The sequence below is a fragment of the Saccharospirillum alexandrii genome, from assembly GCF_004000275.1.
In the GTDB taxonomy this organism is placed as follows: domain Bacteria; phylum Pseudomonadota; class Gammaproteobacteria; order Pseudomonadales; family Natronospirillaceae; genus Saccharospirillum; species Saccharospirillum alexandrii.
Genome location: NZ_RCIP01000001.1, coordinates 1088933 through 1108421 on the forward strand (window position 1 = coordinate 1088933; position 19489 = coordinate 1108421).

Annotated in this window: 16 protein-coding genes; 7 read left to right on the forward strand and 9 right to left on the reverse strand. The window is 54.8% G+C overall.

Features of this window, described 5'->3' with window-relative positions; genetic code table 11:
- Nucleotides 1-149: 149 nt before the first annotated feature.
- Both EP166_RS05005 and EP166_RS05010 read right to left on the reverse strand, forming a co-directional pair.
- Nucleotides 150-2336, reverse strand: coding sequence for a TRAP transporter permease (locus EP166_RS05005; RefSeq protein WP_127555681.1), 2187 nt, complete (start codon nt 2334-2336; stop codon nt 150-152).
- Nucleotides 2337-2422: 86 nt separating this feature from the next.
- A complete protein-coding gene (locus tag EP166_RS05010) occupies nt 2423-3403 on the reverse strand; it encodes a TAXI family TRAP transporter solute-binding subunit (protein WP_181952702.1) in 981 nt (326 codons plus the stop codon).
- A gap of 403 nt (nt 3404-3806) precedes the next feature.
- Between EP166_RS05010 and ispE the strand changes: the two genes are divergently transcribed.
- The 6 genes from ispE to EP166_RS05040 all read left to right on the forward strand — a co-directional run bounded on the left by ispE (nt 3807) and on the right by EP166_RS05040 (nt 10102).
- Nucleotides 3807-4670 (forward strand): 4-(cytidine 5'-diphospho)-2-C-methyl-D-erythritol kinase, encoded by an 864-nt coding sequence (gene ispE, locus EP166_RS05015; protein WP_127555682.1) that lies wholly within the window; start codon nt 3807-3809, stop codon nt 4668-4670.
- Between the two features lie 93 nt (nt 4671-4763).
- Nucleotides 4764-5690, forward strand: coding sequence for a ribose-phosphate pyrophosphokinase (locus tag EP166_RS05020; protein ID WP_425470010.1), 927 nt, complete (start codon nt 4764-4766; stop codon nt 5688-5690).
- Nucleotides 5691-5810: 120 nt separating this feature from the next.
- Complete coding sequence (locus EP166_RS05025; protein WP_127555684.1) at nt 5811-6446, forward strand: 50S ribosomal protein L25/general stress protein Ctc; 636 nt, start codon at nt 5811-5813, stop codon at nt 6444-6446.
- Nucleotides 6447-6562: 116 nt separating this feature from the next.
- The gene (gene pth / locus EP166_RS05030; RefSeq protein ID WP_127555685.1) at nt 6563-7153 is read left to right on the forward strand and encodes an aminoacyl-tRNA hydrolase; all 591 of its coding nucleotides are present in this window, start codon (nt 6563-6565) and stop codon (nt 7151-7153) included.
- 26 nt (nt 7154-7179) lie between these two features.
- Nucleotides 7180-8271: a redox-regulated ATPase YchF gene (ychF, locus tag EP166_RS05035; RefSeq protein WP_127555686.1), complete on the forward strand. Its 1092-nt coding sequence runs from the start codon at nt 7180-7182 to the stop codon at nt 8269-8271.
- A 280-nt stretch (nt 8272-8551) separates the two neighbouring features.
- Entirely contained in the window at nt 8552-10102 is a 1551-nt protein-coding gene (locus tag EP166_RS05040; protein WP_127555687.1) for a methyl-accepting chemotaxis protein, read from the forward strand.
- Nucleotides 10103-10192: 90 nt separating this feature from the next.
- On the opposite strand, the gene EP166_RS05045 is transcribed toward EP166_RS05040, so the two are convergent.
- The 5 genes from EP166_RS05045 to EP166_RS05065 form a co-directional block, all read right to left on the reverse strand.
- Nucleotides 10193-11044: an ABC transporter permease gene (locus EP166_RS05045; RefSeq protein ID WP_127555688.1), complete on the reverse strand. Its 852-nt coding sequence runs from the start codon at nt 11042-11044 to the stop codon at nt 10193-10195.
- A gap of 13 nt (nt 11045-11057) precedes the next feature.
- Entirely contained in the window at nt 11058-12347 is a 1290-nt protein-coding gene (locus EP166_RS05050) for an ABC transporter permease (RefSeq protein ID WP_246026217.1), read from the reverse strand.
- Nucleotides 12348-12590: 243 nt separating this feature from the next.
- On the reverse strand, nt 12591-13700 hold the full coding sequence (locus EP166_RS05055) for an ABC transporter substrate-binding protein (RefSeq protein ID WP_127555689.1): 1110 nt from the start codon (nt 13698-13700) through the stop codon (nt 12591-12593).
- Between the two features lie 126 nt (nt 13701-13826).
- Nucleotides 13827-14927 carry an ABC transporter ATP-binding protein gene (locus EP166_RS05060; RefSeq protein WP_127555690.1) on the reverse strand — a complete coding sequence of 367 codons (1101 nt, stop codon included), beginning with the start codon at nt 14925-14927 and terminating at the stop codon, nt 13827-13829.
- A 695-nt stretch (nt 14928-15622) separates the two neighbouring features.
- Entirely contained in the window at nt 15623-15829 is a 207-nt protein-coding gene (locus EP166_RS05065) for a cold-shock protein (RefSeq protein ID WP_028672005.1), read from the reverse strand.
- A 480-nt stretch (nt 15830-16309) separates the two neighbouring features.
- On the opposite strand from EP166_RS05065, the gene EP166_RS05070 reads away from it, so the two are divergent.
- Nucleotides 16310-17929, forward strand: coding sequence for a GMC family oxidoreductase (locus EP166_RS05070; RefSeq protein WP_127555691.1), 1620 nt, complete (start codon nt 16310-16312; stop codon nt 17927-17929).
- Nucleotides 17930-17965: 36 nt separating this feature from the next.
- Here EP166_RS05070 and EP166_RS05075 read toward each other — a convergent pair whose 3' ends face one another.
- Nucleotides 17966-18286: a hypothetical protein gene (locus tag EP166_RS05075; protein WP_127555692.1), complete on the reverse strand. Its 321-nt coding sequence runs from the start codon at nt 18284-18286 to the stop codon at nt 17966-17968.
- Nucleotides 18287-18399: 113 nt separating this feature from the next.
- The gene (locus tag EP166_RS05080; RefSeq protein WP_164743823.1) at nt 18400-19380 is read right to left on the reverse strand and encodes a nucleoid-associated protein; all 981 of its coding nucleotides are present in this window, start codon (nt 19378-19380) and stop codon (nt 18400-18402) included.
- Nucleotides 19381-19489 lie beyond the last annotated feature (109 nt).

Sequence of the window (19489 nt, forward strand, 5' to 3'; positions counted from 1 at the left end):
CCCGACAGTGACCCGGTTGAACCAGCCGCCCAGTCACCGAACCAACCGCCGACGCCCTAAACAAAACAACCCGCAAGCCGGGGTCGACTTGCGGGTTGATATCAGCTTCGGCGCGGCTGAATCAGCCCGCCTTCATTGGCATTGCGTCATCAAGGCTGAGTTTGAACCAGGCGCCCGTTGATCACCTTCTGCACAAAGAAAGCGATGGCACCGGCCGCGACGCCTGCCAGGTCGGTATAGATACCGCCTTCGATCATCAAAAACGCCGCGATGATCAACAAGATTCGCAGGTACCAGGGCGCGGCATACCGCAAGAACCAAGCCTGTACACCCGACGACAGCAAGTAAACACCCACAATCGCGGTCACCAGCGCACGGATAATCGCCAAAGGTTCTGCGTCCATCAACAAGGCACTGTTGTAGAAGAACATAAAGGGCACAATGAACGCAGCCAGACCCATTTTAAATGACGCAACGGACGTCTCCATGGCCTTGGCCCCGGATATCGCCGCCGCCGCATAGGAAGCCAGCGCCACCGGTGGCGTAATGGCAGACACTACCGCGAAGTAGAACACGAAGAAGTGCGCCGTCAGTGCCGGGATACCCATCTGCACCAGGCCTGGCGCAACCACCGATGCCGCAACGGCATAGGCCGCTGTCGTTGGCATACCCATGCCCAGCAAAATGGAAATGCACATGGCGAAGAACAGGGCCAACAACTGACTGGCTTCAGCCACACCCAGCAACAGAGAACTGAAGCGCGCGCCCACACCCGTCAGCGAAATAACGGCGACGATAATACCGGCACAAGCACAGACGACAATGATCTGTATCGACATGTAGGCGGCTATCTCAAGCGCCTTCAGAATCGACTTTATTCCCATCTTGTTCGGCGAAATCCAGCTGACAACCGCCGCAGACACCGTCGCCAGAGTACCGGCACGAATGACCGAATACCCCATAAACAGAGCCCCGATCAGGATGATAATGGGGATAAACAGATACACCTGGCGCACCATGCGCCGCAGCGAAGGCAGTTCATCGTCGCGCATGCCGCGCATGCCCGTTCTGGCTGCTTCCAAATCGACCATGAAATAGACCGAGGCAAAGTACAGAATGGCCGGAATGATGGCGGCGATCGCGATTTCCGTGTAAGGAATACCGGTAATTTCAGCCATGATAAAGGCACCAGCACCCATGATCGGTGGCATAATCTGGCCACCGGTAGACGCCGCGGCTTCCACCGCACCGGCTGACGTCTTGTTGTAACCCACTTTTTTCATCAGCGGAATGGTCAGCGAGCCGGTGGACACCACATTACCGGCACTGGTGCCGTTGATCATCCCCATCAAACCGGATGCAAAAATGGCCACTTTGGCAGGGCCGCCACGCGCACGTCCGGCCATCGCAAACGCAAAGTTCACAAAGTAGTCACCCACTTTCGAAGCTTGCAGGAAGGCAGCAAATATAATGAACAGGATAATGTAGGTCGAAGATACGGCCGTGGTTGGCCCCAGGACACCGGCATCGGTATATACCTGGCTGAAGAAGCGCTGCACGCTTAGACCGGGGTAGCCGAGAAAGCCCGGCAGATAAGGACCGAAGAAAACATAGCCCAGGAACACCAGGGAAATAATCACCAGCGCGTAGCCCGCGACCCGGCGCGTCAGCTCAAAAATCAGCGCCGTACCGGCAACGGCGGCGAATGAAATACCAACCGGTGCGAAAGACGTACCTGTGCTCATACGAATAGGGGTATTAAAGACGATCACGAGATAACTGGCCACCGACATGGCGCATACCACCAATACCAGGTCTGGCACAGAGAACACGCTTCGGTCACGACGATGCAACCAGCTCAGCACAATGCCCAGGCCCGTCACGGCCAGCAGTGGCCAGCCGAATCGCCAGGTTTCCATTTCAACCGGCAAGCGCAAGGTGCCGCCAGACAAAATATTTTGCATGATGGCCGTTTGCACCAGTATGTAGAAGGCTGGCACCAGCAAGGCAACGCCCGCCCAGGTCGTCCATGATGCGCCCTGCTCACCTTTCTCACGCTCTACAAAGCGAGCTCCGGAAAACAGGATAAAACCGAGAATGGAAGCACCACAGACGTGAAGAATACGAAACGCCCAGGTTTCCAGTGGTGCAATGTTCAGCGTGTATAGATGAAAGGCTGAATAGAGTATCGACAATGCCATGACCAGCCACAACATCGGGCCGACAAACTGTCGGCGATTAGGCTCAATCGGTTCGTCATCAACCCCTGCCGCCACAACTACTTCGTCAATGGACTCGACTTCCGCCGACTCCGGGGTGTTTTTTTCTGTTGTCATAAGTCTGACCCATACCCAAACAGGCAAACGGGTGGCCCAATGGCCACCCTGTTTCTGGAACAAAGGCTTTTATAAAACCCGAATGATTACTTGATCAGGCTGGCGTCAATGGTGTAACCATTTTCGTTGAACCAGCGTGCTGCTCCAGCGTGGAACGGGATAAAGGTGTTTTTGTCGTAGTTCGCTGGGATTGAGCTTCTGGCTGAGTTATGGATAGACACCATGTCGTCATTGTTTTCCATTGTCAGCTTGGTCGCTTCATACACGAAGCTTTCTGGCAACGAGCAGTCTGCAATCGCAAAATTCCACATAGAAACCGCGCGGGCATCCTCGGTCAGCGTCGTGTAGGTGCTGGCCGGAATTCTGAACTCGGAAACCGGGAATTCAGACATGACGGTGTTCATTTCGTCTTCGGTGAACTCAATAATGTTCACATCAGTTTGCACTTCCAACTGGCTCACGGCAGGAATTGGGATACCGGCAGCAAAGGCGATCACATCCAGCAAGCCATCCTGCAGCTGAGTACCCAGGTCGCTCCAGCCACCATTGCGGCGTTCGAAGTCCACACCAAGCGTCTCCAGCATAGCCGGGAAATAGGTGTCAGAGGTCGAACCTGCAGGGCCAAAACCAATGCGGGCACCGGCAGGAATGTCGCTGATGCTTTGAATGCCCGAGTCAGACAGCGCCGTCACGGAAAACGGAGTCTGGTACATGGGGAACATGGCGCAGACGTTATCCATCATCAGGCCTGGAGCAAGCGGGCTGTTCCCTTCCATCGATTCACGGGCAGGGCCCATCGTGGTCAGGCCAAACGCCACTTCGCCGGTATGAACAAGCGCCATATTCTGCATCGGCCCGCCGGTAATTTCCGATCCACCGCTTACACCCAGATTTTCTGCCACAAAGTTAGCCCAGCCTGTGCCGTAGGCAAAATACGTTCCGCCCTGGCTGGCCGTTCCGACGGTAAAGTTAGTAGGCCAGTCTGACCGGTCTTCGGCGATTGCAACGCCGGCGGTCATGACAGAGGCAGACAGTGCCGCAAGGGCAAACATACGTTTGGACATCATTGAAACTCCAGTTTGTTGTTGTCGTTGTGGTTAACACATGAACGTTAGGGTTAACATCTGGTGGTTACCAGTGTAGTGCGTTCTCGTTCTTATTCGAGCGTTCAGTTGACCGGCTTTCCACCGGCCTCCGGCTCTGCGCACCAAGACGGTTGCAAGGCGCGGGCCAATGCACCGAAAGCAGGCAAATCGGGGCTTTCAGAAAGAAGAACCGCTTACACTGGGTCAGCTATTACCCACCGGCAAGCGAACTGTGGGTGTAAACCCACCCATTTTCTGTAGACCCATGAGGACACAGCGGTGCCGACGCTGCACCAAACCCCAAGTCGGGGCAGTCAGTGCTGCCACAATGCGGTAAACTGGCGCCTGCAAACCCACTTTACCCCATCGTCAGGAGTTCAAACCGGTGCTGACCCTCCCTGCGCCCGCCAAAATCAATCTAATGCTGCATATAGTCGGTCGCCGGCCAGACGGCTATCACCGCCTGCAAACACTGTTTCAACTCCTTGATTTTGGCGACACTCTGACGCTCGAGCCCCTGGCGCAGCCCAATATTGAACTGTCTTGCTCAGACCCTGAACTGGCGTCAGCCGACAACCTGGTAATGCGCGCCGCCCAGGCCCTGCAACCGCTTACCGGAAACCGCACCGGCGCCCGGCTGTACCTGAACAAACAGCTGCCTGCCGGAGGCGGCCTAGGTGGCGGCAGTTCCGACTGCGCGACTGCGTTACTGGGGTTGAACCAGCTCTGGTCTCTGAACCTATCCGTTGACGAGCTGGCAGACATTGGCTTGTCGCTCGGCGCTGACGTTCCGGTTTTTGTACGAGGTCACTCCGCCTGGGCTGAGGGCATCGGCGAGCAATTAACGCCTGTCGACATGCCGCAGAACTGGTTTGTTGTGGTTCACCCCGGGGTTCACGTCAGCACGGCTGAATTGTTCAGCCATCCTCAATTGACACGTCATACCCCAGTCAGCACAATACCCTCCGCGCTGACCGGGGCCGGACACAACGATTTTGAACCCCTGGTCCGAGCACTCTATCCCGATATTGATCTTGCCTTTGCGGCGCTCAACGCCCTAGCCGGCGACGGGGCCGAAACGGCCAGACTCAGTGGGAGCGGGTCCTGTATGTTCATTAAGACGCGAAGCGAAATGGCAGCCCAACAGATTCTGAGCAGTATTCACGATCACCACCCCGGCTATCGCGCTTTTGCCGCCAGGGGGGTTAATCAGTCGCCTCTGCACCGGGCCCTGGCCAGACAGGGCTAATCGCAACACCAGTTTCCAGGCAGGTGGTTGCGAGAACCACCTGACGTATGTTCAAGCAAACGCCAACAAGGGTGGTTCGAAGTGTCGAAAATGATGGTATTCACGGGGAACGCCAACCCCGAACTCGCCAACCAGGTGGTTGAGCGTCTCTGCATTCCCATGGGGGACGCCACCATAACCCAGTTCAGCGATGGTGAAACCGCCATTGACATCAATGAGAATGTCCGTGGCGCCGACGTCTTCATTATTCAGCCCACCTGCGCTCCGACGAACGATAACCTGATGGAAGTCATACTGCTGGCCGACGCCCTGCGCCGCGCTTCTGCAGGCCGTATTACGGCCGTCATGCCCTATTTTGGCTATGCCCGCCAGGACCGTCGCCCTCGCAGTTCGCGCGTTCCCATTTCAGCCAAGGTAGTTGCCGATATGCTGACGGTAGTGGGGATCGACCGCATTCTGACGGTCGACTTGCACGCCGACCAGATACAGGGCTTTTTCAGCATTCCGGTCGACAACATCTATGGTTCGCCCATACTGCTCGACGACATACAGCGGCAGGACTTTAATGACCTGATCGTGGTTTCGCCCGATGTTGGTGGCGTGGTTCGGGCACGGGCCGTCGCCAAGCAACTGGGGGCCGACCTGGCCATCATCGACAAGCGCCGGCCCAAGGCCAACCAGGCAGAAATCATGCACATCATTGGTGATGTCAAAGACCGAACCTGCGTTATTGTCGATGATATGGTCGACACCGCTGGCACCCTGTGCCAGGCAGCCGAGGCGCTGGTCAAACACGGTGCCCACAAAGTGGTTGCCTATGCGGTTCATCCGGTACTCAGTGGGCCGGCCGTTGAGCGCATTGCCAACTCAAACCTCGAATTGGTGGTCACCGACACGATTCCCCTCTCGGATGCTGCAAAAAACTGTGCTAATATCCGCCAGCTTTCTATGGCAGGGATTCTTGCTGAGTCCATGCGCCGTGTTAGCAATGAGGAATCAATCAGTGCAATGTTCCGTTAATTCGGTACATTTACCGACTTTTCCCAGCTAAATTCGCTTATCGGGAGTCACCCGATACTTTTAAAAACGGTACCGCCCAGACTGGTCGCGGTCTGTGGTACCTATATTTGGAGAAACACCATGTCCGATTCTTTTGCATTAAACGCCGAAGTGCGTGAGCTTGCAGGAAAGGGTGCGAGCCGCCGCCTGCGTAAAGAAGGCAAAGTACCTGCCATCATTTACGGTGGCGCCAAGAACCGCAAGCCAACCAGCCTGACTCTGGAAGCGCGCGAACTGGTCAAGGCACTGAACAACGAAGCCTTCTTTTCTCACGTCCTGACCATCAACATTGATGGCAAGGAAGAGCAGGCCATTCTGATGGACCTTCAGCGCCACCCTGCCAAGGGTCACCCGCTGCACGCTGACTTTGAACGTGTCACCAAATCCAGCGTAGTCCACAAGAAAGTGCCATTGCACTTCGTTAATGAAGACCAGTGCAAAGCGGTGAAACTGCAAGGCGGCAAGATTCAGCACAGCGCCACCGACGTTGACATCACCTGTAAAGTCAGTGACCTGCCCGAGTTCATCGAAGTCGACATGGCCAAGATTGAACTGGGTACCGTGCTGCACCTGAGTGACCTGGTGTTGCCAAAAGGTGTCGAGCTGGTTGAACTGAACAAGGGTGCAGACCACGACGCGCCGGTTGTTTCTGTCGTTAAGCCAGCTGGCATTATTGACGACGCAGACGACGCCGAAGAAGACGCTGCTGAAGAATAAGCAGCGCCATCTGAACGCAAAAAGGGCCTCAGGGCCCTTTTTTTGCTCAGGCATTTTGGAAAATGCCCCCATTTCCCAAACTGCTTTTATTACCAAGGTTGCACAGTGGCACCCTCATGAATGACCCTATTGAGATGATTGTCGGTCTGGGTAACCCCGGAACCCAATACGACCACACCCGGCACAACGCGGGCTTCGAGTACGTCGATGCACTGGCTGAAGCCGTCGGTGGCCAGTGGAAACTCGACAGTAAATACCAGGCAATGACCGCAAAAGTCCGCATTGGCAACGCCGACGTCTGGTTGCTAAAACCCATGACCTTTATGAACCGCAGCGGCCAGAGTGTCGCTGCGCTGGCCCAGTTCTATAAGATACCGGCCGAACGAATTCTGGTAGCACATGACGAACTGGACTTGCCCGCCGGCGTGGCCCGCCTGAAGAAAGGCGGTGGCCATGGCGGTCACAATGGTTTGCGCGACATCATTGCCTGCCTGGCGAACAATCGGGATTTTTACCGGTTGCGCCTGGGCATTGGCCACCCGGGATCGGCGAGCCAGGTGGTTAGCTATGTGTTGTCAAAAGCACACCCTGACGACCGGATCAGCCTAGCCAGAGCCCTGGACGCCGCAGTCGAGCAGACACCCCTGTGCGTTGCCGGACACTGGCAAAAAGCCATGAACCAATTACACCAATTCAAAGCAGACTGACCTCTGCCTTCAGGAGACTCCCCAGCATGGGCATTAAATGCGGCATCGTCGGACTACCCAATGTCGGTAAATCCACCCTCTTCAACGCCCTGACCCAGGCCGGTATCGATGCGGAAAACTTCCCGTTCTGTACCATCGAGCCCAACACCGGTGTCGTGCCGGTACCAGATCCGCGTCAGGACAAGCTGGTCGAGATCGTCAAACCCGAACGTACCATTCCTACTACGATGGAGTTCGTGGATATTGCCGGCCTGGTCGCCGGTGCATCCAAGGGTGAAGGGCTCGGTAATCAGTTTCTGGCCAACATTCGCGAAACCGATGCCATTGCGCACGTTGTGCGCTGCTTCGAGAACGACAACGTCATCCATGTTGCCAACAAGATCGACCCGGCGTCGGATATCGAAATCATCAATACCGAGTTGGCCCTGGCCGACCTCGACATGCTCGAAAAACAACTGCTGAAACTGCAGAAGAAAGCCAAGGGGCAAGACAAAGACGCCATTCGCCAGGTCGCCGTTCTGGAGAAGATCCGCCCGGCTCTGAACGAAGCACGCCCAATTCGCAGCGTAACGCTGACCGACGATGAAAAAGCGGATCTGAAGCCCTTTTTCTTTCTGACCACCAAGCCTACGCTCTACATCGCCAACGTCGATGAAGATGGCTTCGACAACAACCCCATGCTCGACCGGGTGCGGGAAATCGCCGCTGCCGAGAACGCCGAGGTCGTGGCCATTTGCAACAAGCTCGAATCGGAGATTGCGGAGCTGGAAGACGATGAAAAAACCGAGTTCCTGGCTGACCTGGGCATGGAAGAGCCCGGCCTGAATCGGGTTATCCGGGCGGCTTATTCTCTGCTTGGCCTGCAAACTTACTTTACAGCCGGTGTAAAAGAAGTTCGCGCCTGGACCGTTAAGGTGGGAGCAACGGCACCTCAGGCTGCTGGCGTCATTCATACTGACTTCGAGAAAGGCTTCATTCGTTCGGAAACCATCTCCTACGACGACTTTGTCGCCTACAACGGTGAAGCTGGAGCAAAGGAAGCGGGTAAATGGCGGCTAGAAGGCAAGGAATACATCGTAAAAGACGGCGACGTGATGCATTTTCGCTTCAACGTCTAGCAGGCTGTTGAAATTCGCGGAATGTCGCGGGACTGATTGGGGAGCACGGATGTTCCGGCAACAATCGATGACTGCCAAGTCATTGATTTTGCGAAAGAAGCAAGAATCGCCATGTTTGCTTCTCATGTTTTGAAAAAGACAGGAGGCCTTTTTCAACAACCTGCTAATCACCCCGCACAGGTGGCCTGCTCCGGGCCGCCGCCCCCCCACCTTAGTGGAATAGACATTTTCTGTTGGAATGCTAATTTAAGAGTAACGTCTCAACAGAAGACCACTATCGATGCTGCTCTCACTCCTCTCCGGAATTATTCTGGGCCTGGCGGCCTGGTTACTGCTTCTCGTCCCACTGCCAGCCTGGCAAGTTACGGTAGCGCTGGCAGTGCTGGTGGTAGCCAGTCACGAAGCTCACCGTCGGCTAGGCGCCCCGCGAAATCAAACCAACCACTCTGAGCAACCGGTATCAGCCGATTCGGAATCCCTAACGCACATTGCCGGTGCCGCTCAGCGTATCGCCATCGGTGGCGCCACACTCTCGAATTTTCTCGATAAACTGGCCCGTGCACTGGCAATGCAAGTTAAACACGCCCAGCAGGTCGCCGACCGCATTGACGTGCTCGAAACATCGGGTGCACAACTGTCGTCCAATGTCAGCCAGTCACATGAGCATGTATCCATCGCCACCCAGGACATGAGCCGCATCGACAGTGCTCTGGTGGATATCGCCAAACAACGCGACAGCTTGCTGACCCAAATGGAGAGCACTAACGCGGTACTAACCGAGCTGAAAGACAAGGCCGACTCCATCAGCCACATCACACACACCATCAATCAACTGGCCGACCAGACCAATCTGCTTGCCCTCAACGCAGCCATTGAGGCGGCCCGCGCCGGCGAATACGGTCGTGGTTTCTCGGTTGTGGCCGATGAAGTCCGCAACCTGGCCAACAAGACCAGCGAAGCCACCAAAGGGATTGAAACCCTGCTGTCCAGAGTGTCCGCAGACAGTGTAAGCTCCGTTGCGGCCATGTCGACCCTGACCGACATCGCCAACGCCATGTCAGCCCAGATCAGCCAGGCCAGCGAAGATGTCAACAACACGGCCGAGAGCACCCGCAAAGCCAGCCAGGCCATGGAGTCGGTCAGTGAATCACTGGCACTCTTTGATGAAGCCAAGGGAGGCATCTCGAGCGACGTCACGGCCTTGCACGAATCCATCACCAGAATCGACAAGGACCTGGAAGAAACCTCGGCCAAGGCCATTCAACTGAGTCACGAAACCGAAGACATTTTTCGACAGCTGCACGACTTTGAGCTGGACGATCGCAACCACAAGATTCAGGCCTTGTGCCTGACAACCGCAGAGCGAATTGGCAAGCGGTTCGAACAGGCCATTGAACAAGGGGAAATCACCCGCGAGGCGTTGTTCGATTTTAACTATCAACGCATACCGAACACCGAGCCACCCAAGTACAAAACCGGTTTCGACACCTTTACCGACAAGATTCTACCAGACATTCAGGAGCCCATTCTTCAGGCCAACTCCGATATCGTCTACGCGGGTGCGGTTGATGTGAATGGCTATTTCCCGACTCATAATCTCAAGTTCTCGAAACCACTAACCGGCAACCCAGAGACTGATCTGGTGGCCAACCGCACCAAGCGACTATTCAACGACTACACAGGTGCCCGCTGCGGCTCCAATACCGAGCGCTTTCTACTGCAAACCTACAAGCGGGATACCGGTGAAGTCATGCACGACCTTTCGTCCCCCATCTACGTGAATGGCAAGCACTGGGGTGGCTTTCGAATCGGTTACGCACCGGAAGTCTGAAGGAAGCTTGGAGAAAGCCGGTTGTCGTCAGGTCAACCTTTACGACAACCGGTAATGTAGACTGGACAGATACACGGGTAAGTCACCGGATCATCCCGGTGACATGCCCCGCAACCTTTCAGAGCGGCGCCTTAGCACCTCCACCGTCGTCAGCAGCAATATCGAGAAGGCAACCAGAATGGAGGCCACGGCGAGGATCGTCGGGCTGATCTGCTCTCGGATGCCCGACCACATTTCACGCGGTATGGTTCTCTGCTCAACCCCGGCCAGAAACAGCACAATGACAATTTCATCGAATGAGGTAATAAAGGCAAACAAGCCACCCGAAATCACACCCGGAAGAATCAGCGGCATCTGGATCTTGAAAAACGTCCGCCCTGCCCCGGCACCCAGGCTCGCAGAAGCGCGAGTGAGGGAGTGATCAAACCCAACCAGGGTTGCAGTGACGGTGATTACCACAAAGGGTGTACCCAGCGCTGCGTGCGCAAGAATGACACCGGGAAGCGTATTGGCAAGGCCGACGCTCGAATAGAAAAAGAACATACCCGCGGCGGAAATAATCAGCGGCACGATCATTGGCGAGATCAGCAACCCCATGACCAGGCCTTTAAAAGGCATCTCGGAACGGGACAGACCCAGGGCCGCCAAAGTACCCAGGAACGTCGCAATCAACGTAGAGGCGACACCGATAATCAGAGAGTTTTGGATCGAGGTCATCCAGGATTCCGAGGAGAACAAATCCTGATACCAGCGCAGTGAAAAACCGTCCGGGTTGAATGTCAGCATTTCCCGGGTATAGGTAAAATATGGCTCTACGTTAAAACTCAGGGGCACCATGATCAGAATGGGTGCAATCAGAAAAAAGAAAATAAGCCCGCACAATACACGAAACGCGTAATACCAGATTCTTTCCAGTGGGCCTGCATACGTTGGTACTGCCATGATAAACGCTCCTTCAACCCAGCTTCAGGGAATCTGCACCGACCAGGCGGTTATAGACCCAATAGAGTATTAACACACTGATCAGCAATACCGACCCCAGTGCGGCCGCCAGCCCCCAGTTCAGAGACGTCTGCATGTGATGCGCAATCAGGTTGGAAATCATCTGACCAGACTGGCCACCCACCAGCGCGGGCGTAATGTAGTAACCAATGGAAATAATAAAGACCAGTACGGCCCCGGCTCCGATACCCGGCAGCGTCTGCGGTACGTAGACGCGCCAGAACGCCGTCCAGGGCGTGGCTCCCAGACTCTTCGCGGCGCGAACGTAGGAAGGCGGAATGGTCTTCATCACGCTGTAAAGTGGCAGCACCATAAAGGGCAGCAAAATGTGGGTCATCGCGATAATGGTTCCGGTCATGTTGTAAATCATGCCCAACCGGCCATCGTCACCAATGAAGCCCAAAGCGATCAGCAATTCATTGATAACCCCTTGCTGCTGCAACAGCACGATCCAGGACGTGGTACGTACCAGCAAGGACGTCCAGAATGGCAATAAGACGAAAATCATCAGCAGGTTGGCATGCCGCATCGGCAAACTGGCCATCAGAAATGAGATTGGAAAACCCAGCAGCAGAGTGATCAGCGTAATGCCCAGACTCATGGCGAAGGTTCGTATGAACAAATCGATGTAAATACGGCGGTTTTCATCTTGCAGTACCACCTCACCGTCTTCGTTGTAGGTGCCATCGAACGCTGCAATGTAATAGGAGGCCGTCAGCGGATTGCCTTCCCGCTTTATGATTCGATAAAACGCCGGGTCGTTCCAGAGCCGGTGAGCATCGAGAAAGTCCTCTTTGTAAGGCGGTTCGAAATCTTCCACCGACCGGGACGTCCTCATCAGTGCGCCACGTGCCGCACTGATTTCATAATTCAGTCGAACGGCCAGTTGTCCGACTGTCCGGTTTGCACTGGCAATGGCCAGCTCTTCTGCCAGTGCCTCGAACACAGGCTCGTCGGGCAAGCCTTCTCCGTCCCAGTCGTCGAGTGCTTCCAGAGTTTTGGGCAAGGTAGTGACAACCTGAGGGTTATCCACACTGCGCCACATCATTTGCCCGATGGGGAAAATGAAGGAGATCAACAAATAGGTCAGAAGCGGCGCGACCAGCAAAAAAGCGATGAGGGTGCGCTTGCGCTCAGCTCGTTTCAGGCTGGCTTTCAACGGCGTACCGTCAACGGTCACCATCTGTCCATTGACCATATGGCCGGCGTCGGATCCGCTATGGGTACCGTCTGACTGGGTCATACTCACTCCTGTTCACCCTGGTTCTGATTCTAACTGCACCGCTATCGTTGTTGTTAAAACGGCTGTACAGATAATGCTTACTAGAGTTGCTCTGAAGCAGGTTTCTTAACGACGGGCGTTAAATAAGACACCTCTACTACGAAAAAGCCTGGTTCAGAATGACTCTTGCCTGTTGTTAAATGGTAGAAATGGCGAGCCGCACAACGCACGGCGTTATCCGGCTCGCCGGTCAGTCACTGTGGTTTAACCACGCAACATCCAGTTGGAGAACCGCTCACGCAACTCATCGCCATAATCGGTCCAGAAATCGTTATCCAGCACGATGGGCGTTTCGTAGTTTTGCGGGTTGGTCGGCATATGCGGACGCATATCGATACCTAAATCAGCGTGCTCACTCACCAGTGGCGCTGAAGAAGCACGGGCCGGGCCGTAGGAGATGTATTTGGCCTGGTCTGCCAGGCGCTGTGTATCCGTCGCCCAGTAAACGTACTCAAGCACTTCTTCCTGGTTCGGGCCATAAGGAATTACCCAACCGTCCCATTCGACGATCTGACCATCCCAGATGATTTCAAACGGCTGGCCTTCAACTTGTGCTGCGTTGAAGATACGACCGTTATAACCGGTGGAGAAAGCGACTTCCTGGTCTGCCAGCAACTGCGGAGACTGTGCACCTTCGGTCCAGAACACCAGGTTGTCTTTAATGGTGTCCAGCTTGGCAAAGGCACGATCTACACCTTCGGGTGTTGCCAGCACATCATAGATGTCGTCTGGTGCTACACCATCGGCAAACAGAGCCCATTCGAGGTTACCGGCAGGTCTGTCCTGAATGGCACGACGGCCCGGGAAGTCTTCAGTATTGAAGAAATCGTCAATGCTTCCCGGCTGGTTATTTGCGGGGAACATTTCCGTGTTGTAGGTAACAACGGTGGAATAAACGATCTGTGGAATGAAACACTCACCCAGGCTTCCCGGGAGGAAGTCTTCACTGGCCGGTGTACCATCGGGTGCAGGTGCGAGCATCTCATCTGCATCGATCGGCATAATGATGCCTTCGTCACAGGCAAGCTGCGCATCTGACGGCAGCATGTCAACCAGATCCCAGGTTACGTTTCCGGCCATGCTCTGAGAGCGCAAACCTGCCAGGGCATTGGCTGAACCATCATCGTTAATAATCGTAATGTGATCTTTAACGGCGGTGTAGGGGTCGTGGTAGGCGCGAACCTGACTTTCCGTGTATGCACCACCCCAGGAGACAATAGTCAGGTCAACGGGGTCTTCTGCGTGTACCGCTGTCACAGCCAACAGGCTGATCGCGCTGCTGACTCCAAGCATTCTAAGCATCGGCTGTTTCATGGGTAACTCCTCTTTGGATATAAACCAGGCAACACTGCCTGGCCGCTTTTTGCCACCAAACCTACTGGACAGATGCCGGAAACTGAAGCATCCGACCCAGAGTTCAGCGAATCATTCACCTCGCACTCAGGTTGCATCAAGTGCGCGGCAATCATGCTCCGACCAGCCAATGCGAACAGACTGCCCTACTCGCATGGAATGATGATCGGAAGAATTGGGTACTTTCATAATAAAATCGTCACGGCCACAGACACTGACTCTGGAGCGAATATGATCGCCCAGGTAAATCAACTCTTTGACGGTGGCGTCAAACATATTCGCGTACTGAGCATCACCCTTAACCACTAACGCGCGTTCCGGACGCAACGACAAAGTCGTTTTATCACCAACCTCGCTAACACAGACCTTAAGGGCTTTCACCATTGAACCATCGTCGAGACGCACCTGAGCGAAGTCGCCCTCAATGCTTTCAACCTCACCCTGCATCCGATTATTTTCACCAATAAACTGAGCAACAAAAGCATTCTCTGGTCGTTCATAGAGGTCTGCCGGGGACGCCAGTTGCTGAATGCGACCATCATCAAAGACGGCAATGCGGTCAGACATTGTGAGCGCTTCAGTCTGGTCGTGCGTTACATAAACCACGGTAATACCCAGCTTCTCGTGCAGGTGTTTGATCTCATATTGCATGTGCTCACGCAGGTTTTTATCCAGCGCGCCGAGCGGTTCATCCATCAGCACCAGCTCAGGTTCGAACACCAGCGCTCGCGCTAAGGCCACCCGCTGCTGCTGGCCACCAGACAGCTGTGCCGGGCGGCGACCCGCAAAGGCTTCCATCTGCACCATCGCCAAGGCGTTCATCACTTTCGCCTCGCGCTCACTCTTGTCCATACCGCGAACTTCGAGCGGGAACGACAGGTTTTCGCCAATGGTCATGTGGGGGAAAAGGGCATAATTCTGAAAAACCATGCCAATGCCGCGTTTGTGAGGGGGGATATTATTAATTGCCTGGCCATCGAGAAGAATGTCACCGTAGGTCGCTGTTTCAAACCCCGCCAGCATCATCAGGCAGGTTGTCTTGCCGGAGCCGGAGGGACCCAGCATGGTCAGAAACTCGCCTTTGCTGATGGCAAGGTTCAGGTCCTTGACAACCAGCTCCTCCCCGTCATAACTCTTTTGAACACGATCAAAGGCTACGAATACTTCACCGGGATTTTCGTTCTCCAACGTGGCATCTCCTGTATTGTTTTGACTGCTTTAACATGCGCCTGCCCAGCAGGTTCTGTCGATGAAATCCCTGATGACACTCTGAGCGAAACGCACCCCGTTAGGGTGTCAGTCAACACAGGTTCATGAAACCGGACAACCCGACCAATCAATCGTGCTCTAAGCGTATGCAAATGCTTTGCCGACTGTCTAGATTTGTCGATTTTTTTTTAACCGCAGGCTTTTTGACCAGTTTTTTGTTGTTACAACGCTGAATGGGACAGGTTGCAGTCAGTTGCGGTCAAATAAAGTGCAGGCTTATGGTGCATGATGTTCAACTTTGGGGCAATGCCCAAATATCTCCCATCTACACAACCCTGGCCAGCACAACCTCAGGCCAGCATTCTCTTATTACAGTAAACATTGTTTTCTGCATTTTGCAAGAACGACACGGCTTTCAGCATGCCAGAAAACGACAGAAAAGAGATGTCCAGCGACCGACTTGAAAAAACCAACAGACACGCTGAACGCGTTCGCTGTCGGGCACCCGAAGAGTGCAAAACAGTTGGTTCAAACAACGAATCACCTGGAAACAGACACAAAAAAAGGCGCTGCCCGAAGACAGCACCTTTTTTACTATGTCGCTCTACAGCGACTCGCCCAATGCCGTCTGGCTCATCAGAACAGACAGCGCCGGGCGGTGGCATGCGCCGGAATCAAAGAACGACGATGTTCTCTGCCTGAGGACCTTTCTGGCCCTGGGTAATGGTGAATTCCACTTTCTGGCCTTCAACCAGAGTCTTGAATCCAGAACCAGAGATGGCGCTGAAATGAGCAAAAACGTCTGGGCCATTTTCCTGCTCGATGAAGCCAAAACCCTTGGTTTCATTGAACCACTTAACAGTGCCGGTAGTCGTAGACATAAGTATAACCTATCAATTTACAAGTAATGTGTCGTTCCCGAACGGTGGATTGCGTTAGCGGCCAACCATCCCGGGGGAACCTTTTTGCTTTTCAGTGTTGCTAATACTTATGGATAACCGACGAGTTCAACTGACAACCGAACATACAGCGTTCACATCGAGCTAACATTCATAAATAGTAAGACGTACTTTCAAGCTGTAATCATGGTAACCGACTGCTTAATGTTGTCAATAAATAATGGGACGAGCCCGCTATGGCGGGCTTCCAAAGGGGTTTCAAGGGTTAACTAACACCTTGAATCCTATGTAATTATTGCATCAGAACCGGCCCTGAAAAGTTTTTTATTCTGGTCTGTTCTGCGCGATGTTGAACCGGACCAAGCGTGATTTTTGTCGGAAAATCACGAGCCAGCCGCGTTATTTGCCAAGCACAAACCAACGGGCTAGCGTGACAGATACACCCAGCGGAGCCTCACCCGGATGACCCGGCAAAACATTCTCCAGGCCGAACACTGCGTCGATTACCTGATCATAGGTGGCGGTTCAGCCGGCTGCGTTCTGGCGGCACGTCTGTCTGAAGATCCCGACTGCCGTGTATTGTTGATAGAAGCCGGTGGAGGTGGCCGCAGCCCCCTGATCCAGATACCGCTGGGAACCGCGGCAACCGTGCCGGGCTATGCCCACAACTGGAACTTCTCAACCACACCACAACCACACCTGAAGCATCGTCAGACTTTTCAACCCAGAGGGCGAGGTCTGGGCGGCAGCAGTGCCATCAATGCGATGATCTATACCCGCGGGCACCCTCAGGACTACGATCACTGGGCCAGCCTGGGGCTAACCGACTTCAGTTGGGAGCAGATGCTGCCCTGGTTCATTAAAAATGAGGGCAACCAGCGCGGTGCCAGTGACGCGCATGGCCGGGACGGTCCGCTAGGCGTTGATGATATTCGTTATCACAACCCCGTTGTCGACGTCTTTCATCAGGCAGCGGCCGGCGCGGGGTACCGGCTGAATTCCGATTTCAATCAGGGCGATCAGGAAGGGATTGGCCGCTATCAGGTCACCCAGAGAGAGGGTTTACGCTGCAGTGCGGCCCGCGCTTACCTGTTTCCCGCCCTCTCACGCCCCAACCTGAGCGTGCTCACCAACAGCCATGCATTCCGACTGGCATTGAGCGGTGGCCGGGCCAGCGGTGCCTGGGTTCAGACCGGCAATGGACCACAGCGGCTGTTCAGCGCCCGCCGCGAGGTTATTCTCTGTGCCGGCGCCTTCCAATCACCTCAACTGCTGATGCTCTCCGGCATCGGCCCGGGTGATCACTTGCAGTCGCAGGGCATTGAAACCCAGGTTCATTCCCCCGGGGTCGGCCAGAACCTTCAGGATCACCTCGACTACATCAGCGCCTGGCGCAGCCCGTCGCCGCATCTGATCGGATACGGGCTAACCGGTATCGCCCGGGTAGCCGCTGCTCTGCCTAACTTTCTGTTTCGCCGCCGAGGGATCATCACCAGTAACGTTGCGGAATCGGGTGGCTTTGTAAAATCCAGCTCTGATCTGACCCAACCCGACATTCAATTGCATTTTCTCGTCGCTCTGGCCGATGACCACAATCGCACGCTGCATTACGGCCAGGGGTTTAGTCTGCATGCCTGCGCCCTGCAACCGCACTCCCGGGGAGAGATCCGGCTGGCTAACCCGCACCCGCTGACACCGCCACTGATCAACCCGCGTTACTTAAGCGATGAACGGGACCTGGCAACGCTGCTTGCCGGTGTGAAGCTCAGCCGAAAGATCGCGCTGCGCCCGGAACTGTCAGCCCTGCGCGGCAAGCCCCTGTACATTGACGACAACGCCTCTGATGCGGCTCTGATCGAATCCATCAAAACGCGAGCCGATACCATCTACCACCCCGTGGGCACTTGCCGCATGGGCGTGGATGACAGCGCAGTGGTTGACGCCCGGTTTCGGGTGAAGGGGGTTGCGGGGTTAAGAGTGGTAGACGCCAGCGTCATGCCAACGCTGATCAGCGGTAATACCAATGCGCCCACTCAAGTACTGGCCGAACGGGCTGCTGACTGGATTCGCCACGGGGAGTAGCGCAGGCCAATGGGTGTTCCGGCTGTGTAAAAACGCTTAGCCTTCTTTCCAGACCCAGCGAACCGGTTCGCCAAAATCATCGTAGATCCAGACTTTTTTGGGACCCCGGTTCTTCACTTTCCGGCTTTCCTTTTGCTTGCGCGAGTCGATGGCGGCCAACACTTCCGGGACAGGCGTGCGTTCTTTGGGCGGCTCGTGGCTCTGACCCGACTGGAACGGATTGGACCAGGGTTTGTTACGGTCGAGCCCGGTTTCACCACGCTCAATCGGTTTTATCTTGCCGCCTTCGCGCAAGAACGCATCAACCTGAGATTCCAGATCTTTGCGAATGTCTTTTTTATCAACTGGACGCTTCACGACTGGCCTCGGCTGACTGGACCCGCTCACCCGAAGTTTAGCAAATTTTACGCCGGCTTCCGAACCGGCGGTAACCTCGGGCAAGTGCCGGCGTTTGAACCCTCCAGAAGACCTCATTCGCCTTTCAACTGTTTCAGCAGACTGGCCGGTATTTCATGGATGATCAGGCGTTCATTGTCCGCATCAAATTGCACATCTTTCCCCAAATTAATATTACTGAAACTGATGGAGACATCCTTACTGCGACCCGAGTAACGTATGTATTTCTTCAGGCTTTTCCGGTCCGGGATAAAGCTTTCCTTGAGGCTCGGCTGCTCCTGTTCAATAAACTGCGAAAAGGAAGCATCGGCATCGGCTTGCAGTTCTTCCGACAGCACCCGATAGGAGACCGGCTCTCCCATCTTATCCTGTTCAATGCAGAACTCGGCTGCCTTTTTGCGATAGTTCTGCCCTTTATCAGCCGGTAACTGCACCGAAAACGCATCAACCACTGCCATAAAGGCCTCGGTATCAGCGCTGGTATCGACTGTAGCGACAAAATCCACAAAATTTAGCAACGCATCCTGCAACGCCTTATCGCCAAACCCAAAACTGACCGTCAGATATTGGCCGGGCGCCTCCTGTTCCCACTCTGTCACATTCAGGCAGGCGCCAAAACCCAGACGACCATAGTCGATCAGGCGGCTGTCGCTCAGGTTCAAGTCGTGAGTGACCGACAAGCCATGCTTGTGGCGCAGTTGAAAAAACCAGACCTGACGGCCGGATTCCAGTTGTTCATCGGCAAACAGCCAGTACCCGTCTGATTCCACGCCTTCATTTTCCAGCGCCAGCGCCAGTCGCTCCATCAATTGCTGGCTCCAGGTTTTGAAGGTGATGCCATCGCGCAACCACTGACCGGTCAGTGCCTTGAAGTGCCCTGCTTGCTCGGAGAAACCGCCATAGCGCTTGCTGGCTCTCCCGGCAAAACTGCTTTTGACTTCCGCGACCAGCGTCAGGGCGGCATCATCAACCGTCAGCGCTTCATCCTGAAGATGAAGGTCGGTTTTGGCGTCAAGGCGGGTCAGTTGGTGGACAATCAGATGGTTCAGTGACAATGGTTTAACCCCGAATGCTGAAAATGACACAGCGGCACAGTATACGGGTTTATCACCCGATTGTCGGGGTTAGTGTTTGTACTGCTCCAAAACCGGTATCCTTTCGTAC